We start from the raw sequence: 19,386 nt of genomic DNA on the forward strand, positions 1-19,386 counted from the left end.
AATTTTATTGCTGCAGAATACGTTGCGCGTTTTAATTTCGTCATTTTTTCACCCAAATTTGTATGCTTATTAGCATAACATTTCTTTCTTAATGGGTGGCCAAAATCACTGTACCACTACAGATCGCCTTGAATGTAGTCTTGCTCTGGTACTAAGTACGAGATAGAAGAAAACGAATAAGGTTTAGCAGCGCCTGATTTACTAGAAACACCACGACCCATAGCCGCAGATAATAAAATTACTTTCATGTTGTTAACTCCATTTGGTTGGGTGGGGTAATACAGGCCTTGTTAATAGAGTCGGGTATATCCCAAGGATTTAGGCCTTTAGTTAGTCGATTAATTATTTCTATATCTGTTAATTCTTTTACATGACGTAAAAAATTTAAGTATTTACCGTAAGACTGAACGCAGTAACGTTCTAAACGTTCGGCAATTAAAGCGCCGCTGTTTTGTCTTTGTCTGCTTGTGGTTCTAATTTCAAGACGTTCAGCAGTAATAAAAGCAAAAGCGGGATAGGCAGCAGCAAATACAGCATCGGTATTGAGAAGTGCATCCAAGGAGATAACACGGTCAATACTGCGCAACTCAAGCTCAGCACGAACCCAGTTAGGCTGAGATTCACTTTCCATTTGCTTTCCTTTTTCATACATACGTGCCATTTTTCCATTTTTACGACTCCCTACGTAAAGCGTATTGCCGCCATTGGCCACACAGTCATAGCGTTTTTGCCAGCCGTGTTTTTTCTTAAACTCGGCTTGTTGTAAATCGGTTAGCTTTTTGAGTTCACCAGTTTGAATAAACGAGAAAGAGGGCGCTTGATTGGTTTTACAAAAGCCGCCTTCTTCTAAATTTTGGAAGTAATCAAGAACAGTTCTATTACCTTCGTAATCATCGTAAGCAATATCTAAACGAGTGATTTTTACATTAGGCATTTTTTGCAACATGGTATGCAGTTTAGGAATATCTAAACCAGCACATCCAGTACCAGAAAATGAAATCATAACGCCACCATTATTAGCGCCCCAAGCAATTACACCTGAGTTAATATCGTGACGATAAAGTGTTGCTGACTTCTCGTAAGTGAACATGCCACCGGAATTGTCACGGTATGACCAGCTCAGTGTGTCACTAGTTAAACGGTCGGCAGCGGTAGCAACTTCTGTATTTAATAGGTGCATAAATTTAGAAATATCACCTTCAATTAAAGATGTAAGTGCTTTGTAACGCTTTGTTTTTCTTACAACACTTTTAAGAAAGTGCTTTCTATCTTCCTCTGGGATTTCTTGAATTGAGTTGTATTGACGGTACTTAGAAGAGCCAGAAAGGTTATTATCAAACAGTTCGTTATAGTAATAATCTGAGTTGAAAAGTACTGTTTCGCTTACATCAACGTCTAAATCATCAGTTGCAACAAGTGACGTTTTAGTATCATTTGTGAAGTCATCTGTTGGATTGTTGGCGAACATTTCAGCACATAACATGGCGTTATATGCTTCTTTATAGGATGAAAAATCACCATTTCCGAATGCTAATTTAGCATCAAAACGACAACGAGCAACTTCATTTGGAGAGAAAACAACCGTTAAATAATCGATTTTAGTGAGTTGTTGAGCTGGATTTTTAGCGTTCTGGGTCATAATCGAACACCCCAGAATCGAAAAGTTCTTGCCAATTATTGTCGTCTACATCAATAATTTCGAAGCTTTCACCGTTACAGTAATCAATGCAAAATGCCATTGCTTCTGAACGTGAAGAATACATAAGCGGGTGTTCAATTTTATTGAAACCTAATGCGTATTCTTCTATGCCTTGAATGTATTGAAGATAGAATTTCAATTGTTAATCCCTGTATACTGACAAACTGTCAACCTTGAATGTTTTGAGAGTGTAGCGTTCGAGTTTGACAGTTGTCAAATGTTTATTTATCAGGTTTGACAGTTATACTTAACACAGTGAGGAGATTGCTATGAATTTTAGTTACGAACTAATTGAAAAATATAAAAATTCCATGAGTTATAGTCAGGATAAACAAGTTATCGCTGATTTTTCGGAATTCAATTCTGGGAACATGTCACAAATTAAAAAAGGTAAGCGTAGCTTGACCGCGAACCAGTGCATAGCTATGGCCAATGCAATAGGAATGGATCAGAAAGAAGCTCTTTTGAATCTTGCTATCGAAAAATCTAAAAGTACAGAAGAAGGTAAAATCTGGTCAGATATTGTAAAAAAGATTAGTGCAGCATGTGTAGCGCTAACACTAGTTGCAGGTTTAGCAAATGGCCCAACAGAGGACGCATTTGCGTAACAGCGATAGCCCATAAATTACGTTATGTTAAATTGGTTGGGTTTTAATAAAGCGAGCGTGATTATACAAACCAGCTCGCTTTTAGGAGAGTAATTTGGTGGTTAATTAAGCTCTGAATCAACCCAAAACTTAGTTCCCTTTAATACAGCTTGTAGTGCAAGGCCATTTTCGGTTACAGAATATACAGTAACTTGATCTGCAATCGCTTCGGCAACTAGTGCACCGCCTTTATCTTCATATTTTGCTGCTGCATCAGCGTTTCCGCCAAATGCCCAACCATGTTCAATAAATCTATTTAGTGCAGCTTGGTTATGAAAAACCATTACAACGTTAAAATCTTTAACGCCTAAACCAAGTCCTAAACCGGCTTCGCCCATATTCATGTAAGTCGATTTACCTGTGAGATTATTTCTAACAACACCGTAACCACCGCCAAAGCTAGCAAGCACTACATTTACATTTGCGTTATCGAATACAGCATAACCAGCAGAGTTAGCAATTTGTTTTTTAACATCAGGTTTTTCAGCGTATAATTTATCTAATGTGTTTGCTTTCATACTTTGTACAAGTGAACGTTTTTCGCTTGGCGATGCACTACCTGTAGTAGCACACCCAGTTAACGCAACAGTGAAAGCAAGTACACTTAGTATAATTAGTTTTTTCATAATGTTTTCCTTAATAAGATATAGCAACCAACAACCATAGAATAATCACGATATTAAAATAATTAGAACTTTGCTATGTCCAATACTAGACAGTATCGGACTTTAACGTTATTCTGTAAGTCTATTATTTAATTGAATATTTATACATTATGCTTGTTGCTTTGGTTGATACGTTAAAACAATTAAGATATCAAATTGCCCATCTAGATGACGGTACTCTCAATTCAGAATACCCAGAACTTGCATCCTTTATACAGGAAATTGGCTTGACTGTAACTGAATCAAAAGCCGATCTGACATTCTTGTATCAGTTTTTATATGTTTATGGCCGAAAGTCAGAAGCGACTTATAGTCGTTTTCGAAATGAGCTTGAACGCTTTTATTTATGGTCATGGTTAATAGCAGAAAAATCAGTATTCGATTTAAAACGTGAAGATATTGAAGCTTACGTTGATTTTATGGTCGAACCCGATAAAGCATGGGCTGCAACTTCAGTGCAATGGCGTTATAAAGATGAACAAGGAATTCGTCGATTAAACCAAAACTGGCGCCCTTTTATGCTTAAAGAATCCATTGCTAGTCAGCAAACTTTATCGTCTATGTTTACAGCATTAAATGTGTTTTATAAGTTTGCCTTACTAGAAGAAAAAACATTTGCTAACTTTGTCCCTGTTGTTAAAAAAAATAGTCCGTACTTAGTTGTTCAATCACAAATTCAAATTCCAGACACATTAAGCGATATTCAATGGGAATACGTTTTTGGTGTAACGCGTGATTTATGCGAACATAACCCTGATTTAGAGCGAAACTTATTTACGCTTGCATGTTTAAAAGGTCTTTATCTACGAATCTCAGAATTATCTGAGCGCCCACAATGGTCGCCGGTGATGTCCCATTTTTGGCAAGATAATGATGGCTTTTGGTTTTTACGTATAATGGGCAAAGGTAATAAATTACGAGATGTAACCTTAAGCGATGATTTTGTTGAATATTTAAAACGTTATAGACTATACAGAGGTTTACCTGCCCTTCCCCGTGTTGATGAATCAGATCCCTTGGTTCATAAAATTCGCGGGCAAGGTGGTATGACCGTAAGGCAAATTAGGCGTTTAGTTCAACAAAGTTTTGATTATGCACAGCAATCATTACTTGATGATGGTTTTAAAGATGATGCTGAACAACTTGGCGCTGCAACTGCACATTGGCTTCGTCATACTGGTGCCACACATGATGCGCAAACCAGACCGCTTAAACATTTATCAGAAGATTTAGGTCATTCTAAAATTGCGACTACCGATCAAATTTATATTCAAACAAATATTAAAGAGCGAGCAAAGTCAGGACTTAAAAGGAAAATTTAATGGAGTATTTAGTAATAGCATTTATAGGCGGATTATTTTTAATTTATTCTTTAACACTTCGCCAGTTAGAAAAAACAGAAGTAACAGGCCCAATGTTTTTTGTTGTTGGCGGAATATGTTTAGCTTTAGTGCTACCCAACGAAGGGCATAAAATAAAAGAAGGCGTTGATCTTTTATTACCATTTATAGAGCTTACGCTAAGTATTTTTTTATTTTCTGATGCAGCTAAATCAAAGTTGAGTGTATTAAGGCATAGTTTTCAGTATCCTAGTTTACTGTTGTTTGTTGCCCTACCCTTAACTTTGTTACTTGGTATTGCTGTTGCTTTATTTTTCTTTGCTGAGCTTTCACTTATTCAAGCAGCGTTGCTCGCTATTATTTTAACACCTACCGATGCGGCATTAAGTAAAGGGTTACTAGCAAGTACACAAGTGCCTGAAAAAATACGCGAAGGAATAAATACTGAAAGTGGTTTGAACGATGGATTATGCGTACCCATATTTTTAATATTTATATTACTCGCTAAAAATCCTGATTCAGCTATTACCGCAACACAAACATTAAGTGTGTTTGGACGAGAGCTTGGCTTGGCTTTATTAATAGCTATTACAAGTATTGCTGTTTTTATACCGAGTTTAAACTTTGCAATGAAACGTCATTACTTTGCACAAAATACCAGTCCGTTTTTATTACTCGGTTTTGCTATGGCTGTGTTTTCTGTCACTCAGTATTTTCATGGCAGTGGATTTATTGCGGTGTTTATTGCAGGCTTATTATTTGATAAATTTTCGACCGAAGAAGTTAGAACAGAATTAATTGAAGACTCAGAGCATATCGCAGATTTCACATCGTTAATGATTTGGTGCTTGTTCGGGTTTGTTTGTGCTTACTTAGTTATTCCTAAATTAAATACTGAAATTATAATTTACGCTTTGTTAAGTACAACATTGATTAGAATAATTCCAGTTATGCTGTCTCTGCAGTTTACGGCACTGAGTATCAAAGAGCGTTTTACATTTGCGTGGTTTGGACCAAGAGGGTTAGCATCAATTGTTTTTACATTGATGGTGATAGATACGCAAATAGAAAACAAATATCAAATAGCGACAATAGCAATGACGACTATTTTGTTTAGTGTATTTATACATGGTATTAGCACTAGACCTATTGCCGATAGTTTTGTTAAAAAATAATTATTTAAACTAGATAAATTAAGAATACGTATTAAAAAAGGCGTAACGGTTATTTTCATCACTGATGAAGTTAATCGTTGCGCCTTTTTGTATTTTATAAATAATTTACTAAATAGTTATTTAGATAAAACTATTTAAGTACTCTTATATAAGTGTTCTTATTTAAGCACTCTTATTTTATAAAGTTATTTAAGAACCTGTGCTAGTAATTCAATTGGGTGTTTTGGTTTAAATTGTTCAAAACGTTTAACTTGGCTACGACAAGAAAATCCCGTAGATAAAAGTTGCTCAGGTTTATTTTTATCTACAATTGGTTTCCAGCTCATTTCGTAAAGCGCACGTGAGTTATCTTGATTTTGTGCTTCGTGGCCATAAGTTCCCGCCATTCCACAACAACCTGTATTTGTTGTTTTTAATGTTAAACCAATATCATTGAAAATTGTTTGCCATACATTTGCTGCTTTTGGCAGCGCAGTTGTTTCAGTACAATGACTCAGTAATGTAAATTCGGTATCTGTATTTTGTTTTGCGCTTAGTGATTTAAACGATTGTGTTTCGAGCCATTCATGGGCAAGTTGCACATTAAATTCACCACGGTTATTTTCTAAAATTGTATTATATTCATCGCGGTAACACATAACGAGTGACGCGTCTAAACCGACTAACGGTGCATTAATATCATTTAATTTATTTAAAAACTCGGCTGCATTTTTAGCTGTAACTTTAAATTCATGTAAAAAACCTTTTACGTGTTGCGGTTTACCATTTGGTTTAAAAGGTAATAGCATTGGTTTTTTGCCAAGTTGGGTTATTAAAGTAATAAAACTTTCTACTAATTCCGCTTCGTAAAAGCTCGTAAATGGGTCTTGTACTATTAATACATATTCACTTTGTTGCTCTGCATTTAATTTATTTAGTAAATCAAAATCGAATTTTTGTGTTTTAGTAACACGCTTTGAAAGTGCAGGAATACTTAACTGTGGTGTATCAACATAGCCAACCGTTTTTTTAATAACATTACTGACTAATGATGTTTTAACAATTGGATTTATGACTTTAGCGAACTTTGCCATTAATGGCGCGCTGTTTTCTATGTTACCAACAAGGTAATCTTTTAGCGGGCGTGCATAATAACTATGATAATAATTTAAAAAGCGCGAACGAAAAGTGGGTACATCTACTTTAATTGGACATGCTGTTGTACATGCCTTACATGCTAAACATTCATCCATTGACGCTTTTACTTCGTGAGAAAAGTCGTAAATACCTTTTCGTTTTTCGCGGCTATGAACAAAACGTTCCCACCAGGTAATGACTTCACCTTTGTTAAGTTGCTTTTCTACTTCGAGTAAATCAACATCTTTTGACTCTTGAAGGCGCAGCCATTCGCGCATTAAACTTGCACGCCCTTTTGGTGAATTACGGCGATCGCCGGTCACTTTATACGATGGGCACATGGGTGAATTTTCATCGTAATTAAAACATATACCATTACCATTACAGGTCATTGCGTTGTTAAAACTAGTTTTAACGTCTATTGATATTTGCTTATCGAAGTGCGATCTCTTTTGTCCATCTACACTAACTAGTGAGTCTTCACTATCGATAGGAGTACATATTTTACCGGGGTTAATGCGATTGTTAGGATCGAAAGCTGTTTTTATTTTTCGAAGTTGCGTATATAAATGCTCACCAAAAAACTCAGGGCTATATTCACTACGGTAACCTTTACCGTGCTCGCCCCACATTAAACCGCCGTACTTAGCGGTTAGTTTTACGACCTGATCTGAAATAGTTCTAAGTAGTTTTTCTTGTTCTGGGTCACACATATCAAGTGCTGGGCGTACGTGTAAAACGCCCGCATCAACATGGCCAAACATACCATACTGTAAATTATGACTGTCGAGTAATGCTCTAAATTCGACAATATAATCTGCTAAATTTTCAGGCGGTACAGCGGTGTCTTCTGCAAAGGCGAGAGGTTTTTGGCTGCCTTTTACATTACCTAATAAACCCACTGACTTTTTACGCATTGCGTAAATTTTTAGTATATCGCTTTTATCACTGGTTAACTGATAACCAATAACGCCATTAGTTTGATTTTTTACGCATTCATCTAGAAGCTTACAAAGCGTGTCTACTTTGTCTTTTATATCATCGTTTGATACTGCATTAAACTCGACCATGTTAAGGCCTTGCATATCTTTATTTGGTACATCGGTTATTAAGTCCGATACTAAATTCCAAATGATATCTTCACGCGCTAAGTTTAAAACTTTGCTATCAACGGTTTCTACCGATGTTGCACGTGCATCGACTAAAAATGGTGAATGACGAAGTGCTGAGTCAAAACTATCATACTTAATATTAATAAGCGTTTTGAATTCGGCAATAGGCGTTAGGTTTAATTTTGCTTCAGTTACTATACCTAATGAGCCTTCTGAACCCGTTATTAGTCGGCTCATGTCAAAGGTAAGTAAGTCATCACTTAGTACATGCTCTAGGTCGTAGCCGGTTAAAAAACGATTTAACCGTGGAAACTTAGCTAAAATAGCAGCGCGTTCATTAACTGATATATCTAAAACTGTTTTATATAAACTACCAATTAGTGAGTCTTGATTCGCTATAATTTGTGCTTTGTCGATGTCTATTGGGGAGGTGCACATAGGTGTGCCATCAACTAAATAAGTTGTTAGCCCTAAAACATGATCGCTCGTTTTACCGTAAACTAACGAGCCTTGCCCCGATGCGTCAGTACTTATCATGCCACCAATAGTTGCCCTGTTACTGGTAGATAAATCGGGTGAGAAGAAAAAGCCATAAGGTTTTAAAAAGTCATTAAGTTGATCTTTTATTACGCCGGTTTGAACGCGTACCCAGCCTTCTTCTACATTTATTTCGAGGATTTCGCGCATATAGCGAGACAAATCTACAACAATACCAGGTGTTAACGATTGTCCGTTAGTGCCTGTTCCACCGCCACGAGGACCAAAAGTTAATGATAAAAACGGGTCGCGAGATGCTGTTTGCAATGCGAGCTGAATATCTTTTTCACTTTTTGGAAAAATAACACCTTGCGGTATTTGCTGATACACACTGTTATCGGTTGAAGCGGTAATACGCGTTGCATAACTTGCGTCGGTATCTCCGGTAAAGCCTTGGTTTGCAATGGTATTTAGGTAGTTTGCGACAAGTTCTGTCGCGGCATCTTGCTGTGTAATTGTTGCTATCATGACGGCGATATTTTAGGGCATTTGACTAATTATATCATGGTGATGGCGAATAGAAATTGAAGATTTTACAGTTTGTAACACTCTTTTAATCGATTTTAATCCAGCTTAAATTATACTCAAGTTAACCATTTGCGAGGCGTATTATATGAAAAAATTGCTATTACAGATCAGTGGCGTGTTATTTATTTTGCTAGGATTATTTTTTGCGGTTGTAGCTAGGGCGTGTTGACCTTTGGTTGTTGACCTTTGGTTGTTGAATTTGCAGCAGTATGTTTGGTTTTTAGGCAAGGCAGAGCCTATGTAGTGTGGTTACTCCCCATAAATAGGTTATAACGCAGCATAAATACCAAACATGCGCTGCCCAATGGGTTCTTTCTAGGGACGATTAACTCTTTGTTGCTCTATTTTTACTTAGCCCACTAGGTTACAAACCTCGCGCCGCGATTTAATAGCCCCTAGATTGAACAAATTTCAATCCACAAAGATCAACACGCCCTTAGCCTTCACTTATATTTTTTATGGCGGGTTTATTATGCTTTTCGTTTTACTACCCTAAAGCACGACATTATTTATCACTTTGTCAAAAGACGTTAACTAAATCATGTGTTTATTTAGATAAAAAATTAGCCCGTTAATTTACTTTTAATTGAGCATAAAAAAATGCCAGCAATACATTGCTGGCATTTTTATAGCCTACATATTTATCACTTTGCTAATTTTTTAGCTAGGTATAACCATGTTTCTATTACTGTATCTGGATTTAGTGAAACAGAGTCAATACCCTGCTCTACTAACCATGCTGCAAAGTCTTCGTGATCTGAAGGACCTTGGCCACAAATACCTACGTACTTTCCTTTTGCTTTAGCTGTTTTAATTGCCATAGAAAGTAGCTTTTTAATTGCAGGGTCACGCTCATCAAATAAATGTGCGATTAAACCAGAATCACGGTCAAGACCAAGCGTTAACTGTGTTAAATCGTTAGAGCCGATAGAAAAACCATCAAACATTTCTAAAAATTCATCTGCAAGTAATGCATTTGAAGGTAGCTCACACATCATGATTACTTTAAGACCATTATCGCCGCGTTTAAGGCCATGCTCTTCTAGTAATTCAATTACGCGTTTACCTTCTTCAAGGGTACGTACGAATGGGATCATGATTTCGATATTAGCCATATCCATGTCGTTTCTTACGCGTTTTATAGCTTCACATTCTAGTGCAAAACAATCGCGGAAATCTTCAGAGATATAACGTGCGGCACCACGAAAACCAATCATTGGGTTTTCTTCTTCTGGCTCGTATTGCTGGCCACCAACTAGGTTTGCGTATTCGTTTGATTTAAAATCAGACATACGAACAATTACACGCTCTGGTGCAAATGCACACCCTAGAGTAGAAATACCTTCAACCAGTTTTGTTATGTAAAATTCTACTGGTGATTCGTAACCGGCAATCATGTCAGTAATTTCTGCTTTTAATGCATCTGTTTGAGCATCAAAATTTAATAATGCTTTAGGATGAACGCCAATCATACGGTTGATAATAAATTCAACTCGCGCAAGGCCAACACCTGCATGCGGTAAGCGTGCAAAGTCAAATGCACGATCGGGGTTACCCACGTTCATCATAACTTTCATTGGTAGTTCAGGCATTTTATCAACGCGTGACGTTAGTATTTCAAAGTCTAAAATACCTTCGTAAATAAAGCCAGTATCGCCTTCGGCGCACGATACAGTGACTTCTTGTCCCGCTTTAATTAAATCAGTTGCGTTACCACACCCTACAACAGCCGGTATACCAAGTTCGCGTGCAATGATTGCCGCGTGACACGTACGTCCACCACGATTTGTAACAATCGCTGCAGCACGTTTCATGATTGGTTCCCAATCAGGGTCGGTCATATCGGTTACTAAAATGTCGCCTACTTGTACCTGATCCATTTCTTTGATTGAATCAAGAACACGAACAACACCGCTACCAATTTTATGACCAATTGCACGGCCTTCAACAACAACGTTGCTTGTGCCGTTTAATTGAAAGCGTTCCATTACGTTAGAGTCTTCGTTTGAGCGAACAGTTTCTGGACGTGCTTGAACTATATATAGTTTGCCGTCGTTACCGTCTTTTGCCCATTCGATGTCCATAGGACGACCGTAATGTTTTTCGATGATTACAGCTTGCTTGGCAAGTTCTTGCACTTCTTCATCTGTAATTGAAAACTTATTTGAAAGCTCAGGGGCAACATCAACGATGTCAACTTGCTTACCGTGCGCTTTATCTTCTGAGTAAATCATTTGAATGGCTTTAGAACCAATGTTACGACGTACTACTGAAGGTTTATTTTTAAGGAGTGTTGGTTTATGAACATAAAACTCATCAGGGTTAACTGCGCCCTGTACAACCATTTCACCTAAGCCGTAGCTTGATGTAATAAATACAACGTCTTCAAAACCAGACTCTGTATCAATGCTAAACATTACGCCAGATGCTGATTTATCTGAACGTACCATGCGCTGAATACCCGCTGATAGGGCCACACCACGGTGATCGTAACCTTGGTGAACTCGATATGAGATTGCACGGTCGTTAAATAATGAAGCAAATACGTGTTTAATAGCGACCATGACTGAATCGATACCAACAACGTTAAGGAAAGTTTCTTGCTGGCCTGCGAATGATGCATCTGGCATATCTTCAGCGGTAGCTGATGAACGTACTGCGAATGATACATCTGCTTCAGTATCGCCATGGAGTTGGCTATATGCGTCGCGAATGGCTTGATCTAGGTTTGGTTGGAATGGTGTGTCGATTATCCATTGGCGGATGTCGGCACCGACTTTAGCGAGTGTATTTACATCATCAACATCAAGTGTATCTAGGATGTTGTGAATTTTTGCTGTGAGTCCTGATTGATCTAAAAACTCATTAAAAGCATCTGCGGTAGTTGCGAAACCACCCGGTACTTGTACACCAGCGTTTGCTAGGTTTGAAATCATTTCGCCAAGTGAAGCGTTTTTACCGCCAACTCGAGGAACATCTTGCATACCAAGCTCTTGATACCAGAGAACGTATTCTTGCACGGATCTTTCTCCAAAAAAAACAAATTGTAGGTCTAACTGTGAGAGTTAAGAAAGAAAACCTTTTATAAAGGTCATCATCATTCTACACTGGCAATAGTCCTCACGTAAACCGTGAGAAACCCATTTTAGGGATTTAAACGCAATAAAAAGGTTAATTATGAGAACTGCTTTTTATATATCAGATGGAACCGCTATTACTTCAGAGGTGTTTGGGCATGCGACTTTGTCGTTGTTTCCTATCGATTTTAATCATAAAACAATTCCATTTGTAGAAACTGAAGAAAAAGCGCACGAAATTAAAGCATTAATTAATGCAACCGCTGCAAAAACAGGCGAAAAGCCATTTGTTTTTTTTACTTTTGTTAACCACAATTTAAGTGAAATTATAAAATCGGCTGATGCAGTCACGTATGACTTTTTAACTACATATAGCGAAAAAATAGAAAAAGAACTCAATGTAGCCCCAGTTCCTAAAATGCATCGTACGCATTCCATCCACGAAAAAAGTTATGATTTTAGAATTGATGCCGTTAATTATGCTCTTATGAATGATGATGGCGGAAATATTAAAAACTTTTCTGAAGCAGACATCATTTTAATTGGTGTTAGTAGAAGTGGTAAAACACCCACAAGCTTATACTTAGCACTGCAGTACGGCATTAAAGCGGCTAACTACCCTATTACAGAAGAAGATTTAGACAATGAAGGTTTGCCTAAGTGTTTAGTCCCTTATAAACATAAGTTATTTGGACTTACGATTGACCCTGAGAGACTTGCGGCTATTAGGCATCGACGTATGGCGAACTCTAAGTATGCTTCAATTAAACAGTGTCGTATTGAGGTTCGCGAAGTGGAAATGTTGTATAAGCGTCATAAAATTGCTTACTTTAATTCTACGCATCATTCTGTTGAAGAAATATCTGCAAAAATATTGATAGAAACAGACTTGGAGCGACGTAAGTACTAACTTACTCATCAAAGAAATAAAAAAACCGCAACTAAGCGGTTTTTTTGTATCAATAAATATTATTTACGTGCGTCTTTTAGTAAATCAGCTACTAAAAAGCCTAACTCTAATACTTGGTCGGCATTAAGGCGTGGATCACACTGCGTTTTGTAACGCTGTGCTAGGTCATCGTCAGATAAACCGTAAGCACCGCCAGTACACTCTGTAACGTGCTGGCCTGTCATTTCTAGGTGAACACCACCTGCGTATGAACCTTCAGCTTTGTGTACAGCGAAGAACTGACTGATCTCGCGCATAATATTGTCGAAGTTACGTGTTTTGTAACCTGATGTCGCTTTTTCAGTGTTACCGTGCATTGGATCTGAGCTCCAAATTACTTTACGGCCTTCTTGTTGAACTCTTCTTACTAGTGCTGGAAGTTTTTCAGGAAGTATATCTGCACCCATACGCGTAATTAGCGTTAAACGACCAGGAATGTTATCTGGGTTTAATGCATCAATTAAACGAATTAGGTCATCTGGGTCCATACCTGGGCCAACTTTAACACCAATTGGGTTTTTAATGCCTTTGAAAAACTCAATATGTGCATGATCTAGTTGACGAGTACGTTCACCAATCCAAACAAAGTGAGCAGAACAATCGTACCAATCACCAGATAAGTGGTCGCGACGAGTAAGCGCCTCTTCGTAACCAAGTAGTAACGCTTCGTGAGAAGTGTATAAATCGGTTTCTTTTAAGCTTGGCGCAATTGTAGAGTTAATTCCGCACACTTCCATAAACTCTAGTGCGTCTTGAATTTTATCAGCAAGCTGTTGGTATTTTTCTTTAAGTGGATTTGCAGCAACAAAGCCCATGTTCCAACGGTTTACCTGGTGAAGATCGGCAAGACCACCTTGTGCAAAAGCACGTAATAAGTTTAACGTAGCGGCACTATGATGGTATGCAGTCATTAAGCGTTGTGGATCGGGTATACGTGCTTCTTCTGTAAACTCGATATTATTAATAATGTCGCCACGGTAAGATGGTAAAGACACGCCATTAATTGTTTCTAAGTCTGCTGAACGAGGTTTAGCGTATTGACCAGCCATGCGCGCTATTTTAACTACAGGGCATTTACCGCCGTAAGTTAATACAACAGCCATCTGTAAGATTGTTTTGAATGTATCGCGAATGTTAGCGGCATTAAAATCGCTAAATGATTCTGCACAGTCACCACCTTGAAGTAAAAAAGCACGCCCTTCGCACACATCTTCAAGTTGTTTGAATAGGCTTCTTGTTTCTTCAGCAAAAACTAAAGGTGGTGCCGTTTTTAATTGGCTTTCTACTGATTTAAGTATTTCTTGATCCGGGTACTGTGGCTGCTGCAGTATTGGCAGCTCTCTCCAGCTATTTGGGTTCCACGATTGCATAATTTTTCCTCATTCCTACATTACCTGATAAGAAGAAATTAACGTATGCAGGCCCCTATGTTCAAGGACTAAATTCACTATTTTCCAATTATTTAGTTATGAGTTAAGTATAATAGTAATCTTACTTAACCTAGGTGGTTATATAACATACACTTTAGTTTTATTTCGAAGAAACTAAAGTGTTTAAATACATGAGTTTAGAGCTAACTATTTACAATTTTAACGCATTGAGAATAAATAGTACATAAGGGTATGTTATACGTAATTTAGATAGGAACACATCATACTTAAATAGCTGCTTCTGTAATCTTAACTTTACGCGGGCAATTAATTAAAAGCTATCAAGTGCTATGTGCAGAGCTTAATGTATGATATGACCGTTTGTGGTGATCATTTATCTGCGCTTTAAATCCTAGACGCATAGTCTTGTATAGCACTCGTATGCAGGACTATATTCACAAGTGCCACAACTTAAAGGTGTGGTAGGCCATTAAGTTTTCTCTTCAAAGTGATAGTGCTAATTTACAATTCATCATGATTAAAGCCCCTACTGCTTGAAGTATCCTTAAAGAGAAACTGATATCAAAAAGCATTTGTAGTCATTGTAACCTTTAGCCTGATCACCGTACTGCCAACACGGTGTAATATGAGTCAATAATTATAAATACTAAGACTGTTAGATAAATATATGAAAATTATATAACTCCGCTTAACTCATTTTTCTAAACTTAGTTTTATCACCTACTACGTAGATAATCTAGTACTTGGCGTATTAGCCTTTTTATATACGACAAAGTAAATACTCCAATGTCATATGAATTAGTAAGGAGTTTCAATCTTTCTTAGTATATATATTCTCACCATAAAGAACACATCATACTTAATTTAATTATAATGTAAGAGTGAGCACCGAGTACTGTTAATTATTAATTTAGACAAAGCAAAGTGCATGTAATAATATAAGGCTAGTAAGATGTGTTCTTTGAGGTGTGTAATGGTAACGAAGGTACAAATTAGAAGTCAGTTTGATTTAATGAACGAATTAACTTTGAGATTGATTGAAGAACTAAAAGAGTGTGAATTCTCCAAAGCGGAATATTATCAATTACCAGATGTAAGGAGTTTCGATGAGAGTAAAGTTCCAGAATCTATACTTGTTTCTAAAATCACTGGAGTACCTGCTCAAAAAGCAATCCTAAACTCTTTTTCAGACATGTATAAAAAATCAGGATTAAGCAGTCGTGTTTTAAAAAGGCACCCTGGTTTGCTCGTTATTAAAAATGCAGATAAACAAGCTTTAAATAATCGTATAGCTCAAGTAAATAAAGCTAAAGCTACGTTTAAAGAATGTATTTTAGCTATTGATAGCAACGATGCTCGATTTGAAGCAGTTCACAATGCTATACCAAATTTAATAACGCTTGCCGCATATCGTAAAATTCATAGTGAAAGCGAATCGCCATTTTCGGTTAGGTTTACTTGGATGCACAAACACGCAACTAAAACGCTGACTAAAAAAATGGCTCTCGAAATGCTCGACAAATCGGCCAGTTATCGAAATCCAAGAATGATAGATCAACAAAAATGGCAATCACTTGTAGCTCAAGAACAATTAAGGGTTGCTAGTTTAGGCGAAAAGGAAAAACTTAGAATTCGCCGCCCTACTCGTGTGAGTCCACAGGTAAATGTGAGATATACGGCGCAAAATCGCTATCATGTGAGTGCTGCATTACCCTTTATTCTGATTAATCCAGAACCAGACGTAAAATTAGGTATATTACCTGATTATCAAAAACCTGAAACTCACCCTCGTAAGCGCGAGTATGATTTTTTGGTTGATAGGTTATATTTAGAACAGGTTGAGCGTTAGTCATTATGTTAAAAAGGCCACACTATGTGGCCTTTTTAGTTATGCGTACAGTATTTAAAATAACGGTTATTATTTTTCTACTATTTCTTCAATTTTATCTTCATCAATCAGCACGGCATTTTCAACAATGCGTTTACCGCCTTGGATTTCAATGCGTTTATTGTGTTTGTTCAATGTAAGAATTTCATCGCAAAACTGATCAGACGGGTGCATTTCGTATGTGTAATCGATAATGTTACCGGTTTTTTCATCTTTAACGTTTGTAATGCTGTATTCTGATATTGCACCTTTTTCAATCAAATCTTTCATTGTGGTGGTCATATCACGACGAAGTGCTTTTAATTTATTTTCGGTAATATCATCAGTTGAATAAATAGATCCGTATTTTTCCATAATAGAGAGTAATCTAAAATGGTACGTTTTACCTGGTGCTGCATAACGCCAAAGGTGATACAAACGAAGCATCATCCAACGCGATAATCCACGTTTTAATTCTTGAGCGCTATTAAAGTAATACCCTTTGTATTCAAGGTTATCAATCATGTTATGAACAAATGCATTTAAACAGGCGACACATTTTACATTGCCACCCTGACCTTTTTTGCCACTAAAATGGAGTGACGATAAAAAGTTCATGTTTGACTCGTAAAACGAATCATCTATATCAGAATTTTTAGTATCTGTTGCCGAATATTTAAATGAAAGTTTAGAACCTTGCAATGCTTCAAGTGACTCTTTTATTGCAGGATATGGCATTGACTGCCCTACCGCTTTGAGTTCTTGTGCTAATTCGTTCATAGAAAAAACAACCGCATATTGAATACCGGATTTAAAATTAATTTTAACTATTTTGCCTTTAGAAGCTAAACGAATAAGTGCTCGCTCTACTTTTTCTTCTCTATCTGATGGCCAAACAAGGTATTCAACATCTTCGCCATCTTTGCGTGTACTTACAACAGCTGGCGTTATTTTTATTTCGCCATCGTACAAAATACCATCTACTTTTTCAGATATTTTACGCGTAATAATTGTTTTTTTAGGCGCTTCTTCAAGTGGCAATTTTTTATAGCCCGAGCGAACAAAGCGTCCCCACAAATCATAGTGATTAAACGTGTTTGAATATGCACGTAATCCATGTGCTGCATTTTCAATAGAAATTCGCACGTCTTTGTTGTCTGTAAATAGTGCTAAACTTTCGTTATCTATTGCACTTTCCACCCCGTGGATTTGGCCCCTAAGTGTATCGGGCAAGTTATCTACCGAGATGTTGACCTTTCGGCTCATTGTTCTTATTTCCATTTTTATTGCGACAGCTAATAACAACACATTAAGCAACAAAAGTTAAATGTTTAAGTTAGTATAAAAGTGATCTGACTTTAAATAAAACGTTTGGATCACTATTATACTAAGTGATGTACATTACTTACGATTTCAGATCATATTTATACTAACTGGACTATCACAAATCTAATTTTTACTAACTCAGCTGTTATTTTGTCCATTACAATGGCTTAATTTTAAAATTAAGCACGACAAATACACCAAAAAATATATTCCCCTGTGGATAAAGCCTTACCGAGTTAGAATAGATCTGATCTGTACCAAGTACAGATCAGATCTATACTAATTAAAAGCGTATTTTTATGTTGCGACTAGTGCATAACTTTATAATTTACTTAGTAAAAAACTGATCTGCAGGGCTCTTTTTGTTCATAACTTCATGCGTAACCTGTGCATAACTCTATATTTAAAATAGACCTTAGTAAAAAGCTGATCCGCAGGTAGATAAAGATCTGATCTTAACCAAGTATAAACCTGATCTGTTTTTTTAAAAATTATTCATATAAATCATAATGTTATGTGTTATTTTTACACCCTTAACCTTTATTACCTTATATATTTAACCACCTTTATACTTCTTTATTTATACTAAGCAATATTAAAGGTGTAAAAATATTTTTAGATGTCTTGTTCTTAAAATGCATGTCGTCTTAAATAGTTGTTTACAGCTATTTGAATGGACATTATACTAACTGCCTAACTTTGAGGAAGAAAGTATGTCTATCAACAATAACGCATTAAGTACCTATCGGCTTTTGAAAGCCACAGCTGAAGTTGCTGAAAAATCATTAGAAGGACGTATTCAGCACTACCGTGCCCATCTTAAATCAGAAGAAAAAGAATTAAGAACGTATACGCAAAAAGCAGCTGCTGATTTATTAGGTTGTAATAATCGTACTTTAAAAAGACGTCATGATAATGGCGACTTCGATGATTTAAACATAAAACGCGGTGCTAACGGTCACTATGCTTACACATTAGTAAATATTTTTGCTATGGCCGATATTATGGACATTAAACCAGATCACCGTACTGGTGATGACAAACTGCAAGTTATTGTTATTAACTCCCTCAAAGGCGGTTGTGGTAAAACAACTAGCATGGTTAATATTGCAGCAGCCTTAGCAACTACAAATATAAAACGTTATCGCATTGGTATTATTGATTTAGATCCACAAGGTTCATCCTCAAGCTTTTTTCCTTCAAGTGAGCACGAGCCGATTACTGTCGGTGATTTAATGCGCGATTGTATAGATTTAGACGAGGGTGAAACATGGCCTGAATTTGTGTCTAACTCATTTTTACCAACGCATATACCAAATATTCGTGTACTACCATCGGGTATGGATGACTTTTACTTTGAGCACGAAACAGCAACATTGCTCAAAGATACCTCTAATTATGAACAAACTCGCCACTACCATAAGTTACTTGAGAAAGTAATTGATCCCGTTAAAGACGAGTTTGATATTATCTTAATTGACACAGCACCTACCCTTAACTTTATGTTTTATAATGCATTAATGGCCTCTACAGCGATGCTTATTCCTGTTCATCCGGAAGCTGTAGATTTTGATGCTAATAACAAATATTTAAAACGACTAGGTGAGATTTACCATACAGTTGCAGCACTTGGCCATGAGGGCTGGGATTTTATGCAATTTTTAGTGACCAACTATGTGAAAGGTAATCACTCACAGCGCGATATCGTTAAAGATGTTCGTAGTGCATTTGGTCGCCAAGTAATGAGCTACCCAATCAATCACAGCTCCGCGATTACCGCTAGTTCATCGTCTTTCAACACTATTTTTGATCAAAAAGCGTCAGACAGCTTAGCAAGTCGTGAGTCATTAATGCGCGCTCAAGAAAATATTAAAGATGTGGTCGATGAGCTAGAAATGCTTATTCGTTCAAATTGGCAGTCAACTCAATCAACACTCAATACCCCTAAGTAAGGATG

At 36.9% G+C, this 19,386-nt stretch carries 14 protein-coding genes; 6 read left to right on the forward strand and 8 right to left on the reverse strand.

Going from position 1 to position 19,386, the window contains the following annotated elements; translation table 11 throughout:
- Positions 1-116: 116 nt before the first annotated feature.
- From I6F40_RS05085 to I6F40_RS05095, 3 genes are read right to left on the reverse strand one after another with little or no spacing between them, the layout of a single operon-like run.
- Complete coding sequence (locus I6F40_RS05085; protein WP_197192581.1) at positions 117-248, reverse strand: hypothetical protein; 132 nt, start codon at positions 246-248, stop codon at positions 117-119.
- On the reverse strand, positions 245-1,639 hold the full coding sequence (locus I6F40_RS05090; RefSeq protein ID WP_197192582.1) for a replication initiation factor domain-containing protein: 1,395 nt from the start codon (positions 1,637-1,639) through the stop codon (positions 245-247). The genes I6F40_RS05085 and I6F40_RS05090 overlap by 4 nt, the downstream gene beginning before the upstream one ends.
- A complete protein-coding gene (locus tag I6F40_RS05095; RefSeq protein WP_033023739.1) occupies positions 1,623-1,838 on the reverse strand; it encodes a hypothetical protein in 216 nt (71 codons plus the stop codon). The genes I6F40_RS05090 and I6F40_RS05095 overlap by 17 nt, the downstream gene beginning before the upstream one ends.
- Before the next feature lie 130 nt (positions 1,839-1,968).
- On the opposite strand from I6F40_RS05095, the gene I6F40_RS05100 reads away from it, so the two are divergent.
- Positions 1,969-2,307 (forward strand): DUF3693 domain-containing protein, encoded by a 339-nt coding sequence (locus I6F40_RS05100; RefSeq protein ID WP_197192583.1) that lies wholly within the window; start codon positions 1,969-1,971, stop codon positions 2,305-2,307.
- A 101-nt stretch (positions 2,308-2,408) separates the two neighbouring features.
- On the opposite strand, the gene I6F40_RS05105 is transcribed toward I6F40_RS05100, so the two are convergent.
- Positions 2,409-2,972 carry a YSC84-related protein gene (locus tag I6F40_RS05105; RefSeq protein ID WP_166376670.1) on the reverse strand — a complete coding sequence of 188 codons (564 nt, stop codon included), beginning with the start codon at positions 2,970-2,972 and terminating at the stop codon, positions 2,409-2,411.
- A 149-nt stretch (positions 2,973-3,121) separates the two neighbouring features.
- Between I6F40_RS05105 and I6F40_RS05110 the strand changes: the two genes are divergently transcribed.
- Positions 3,122-4,333, forward strand: a complete 1,212-nt coding sequence (locus tag I6F40_RS05110; protein WP_007583195.1) for a tyrosine-type recombinase/integrase — start codon at positions 3,122-3,124, stop codon at positions 4,331-4,333.
- Positions 4,333-5,526, forward strand: a complete 1,194-nt coding sequence (locus tag I6F40_RS05115) for a cation:proton antiporter (protein WP_197159918.1) — start codon at positions 4,333-4,335, stop codon at positions 5,524-5,526. The genes I6F40_RS05110 and I6F40_RS05115 overlap by 1 nt, the downstream gene beginning before the upstream one ends.
- A 185-nt stretch (positions 5,527-5,711) precedes the next feature.
- On the opposite strand, the gene ydiJ is transcribed toward I6F40_RS05115, so the two are convergent.
- Positions 5,712-8,759 carry a D-2-hydroxyglutarate dehydrogenase YdiJ gene (ydiJ, locus tag I6F40_RS05120; protein WP_166376672.1) on the reverse strand — a complete coding sequence of 1,016 codons (3,048 nt, stop codon included), beginning with the start codon at positions 8,757-8,759 and terminating at the stop codon, positions 5,712-5,714.
- 704 nt (positions 8,760-9,463) lie between these two features.
- A complete protein-coding gene (gene ppsA / locus I6F40_RS05125) occupies positions 9,464-11,839 on the reverse strand; it encodes a phosphoenolpyruvate synthase (protein ID WP_166376673.1) in 2,376 nt (791 codons plus the stop codon).
- Positions 11,840-11,996: 157 nt separating this feature from the next.
- Here ppsA and ppsR point away from each other — a divergent pair, with 157 nt between their 5' ends.
- Positions 11,997-12,806, forward strand: coding sequence for a posphoenolpyruvate synthetase regulatory kinase/phosphorylase PpsR (gene ppsR / locus I6F40_RS05130; RefSeq protein WP_007583184.1), 810 nt, complete (start codon positions 11,997-11,999; stop codon positions 12,804-12,806).
- Positions 12,807-12,865: 59 nt separating this feature from the next.
- Here the strand turns inward: ppsR and I6F40_RS05135 are convergent, their stop codons facing one another.
- Positions 12,866-14,215 carry a class II 3-deoxy-7-phosphoheptulonate synthase gene (locus tag I6F40_RS05135; RefSeq protein WP_008167282.1) on the reverse strand — a complete coding sequence of 450 codons (1,350 nt, stop codon included), beginning with the start codon at positions 14,213-14,215 and terminating at the stop codon, positions 12,866-12,868.
- A 994-nt stretch (positions 14,216-15,209) separates the two neighbouring features.
- Here I6F40_RS05135 and I6F40_RS05140 point away from each other — a divergent pair.
- Positions 15,210-16,085 (forward strand): DNA replication terminus site-binding protein, encoded by an 876-nt coding sequence (locus I6F40_RS05140; RefSeq protein WP_166376674.1) that lies wholly within the window; start codon positions 15,210-15,212, stop codon positions 16,083-16,085.
- Between the two features lie 69 nt (positions 16,086-16,154).
- Here the strand turns inward: I6F40_RS05140 and I6F40_RS05145 are convergent, their stop codons facing one another.
- Complete coding sequence (locus tag I6F40_RS05145; RefSeq protein ID WP_166376675.1) at positions 16,155-17,369, reverse strand: replication protein A; 1,215 nt, start codon at positions 17,367-17,369, stop codon at positions 16,155-16,157.
- 773 nt (positions 17,370-18,142) lie between these two features.
- Here I6F40_RS05145 and I6F40_RS05150 point away from each other — a divergent pair.
- Positions 18,143-19,381: an AAA family ATPase gene (locus tag I6F40_RS05150; protein WP_166376676.1), complete on the forward strand. Its 1,239-nt coding sequence runs from the start codon at positions 18,143-18,145 to the stop codon at positions 19,379-19,381.
- Positions 19,382-19,386 lie beyond the last annotated feature (5 nt).

The organism is Pseudoalteromonas sp. SWXJ133, assembly GCF_015864365.1.
In the GTDB taxonomy this organism is placed as follows: domain Bacteria; phylum Pseudomonadota; class Gammaproteobacteria; order Enterobacterales; family Alteromonadaceae; genus Pseudoalteromonas; species Pseudoalteromonas arctica.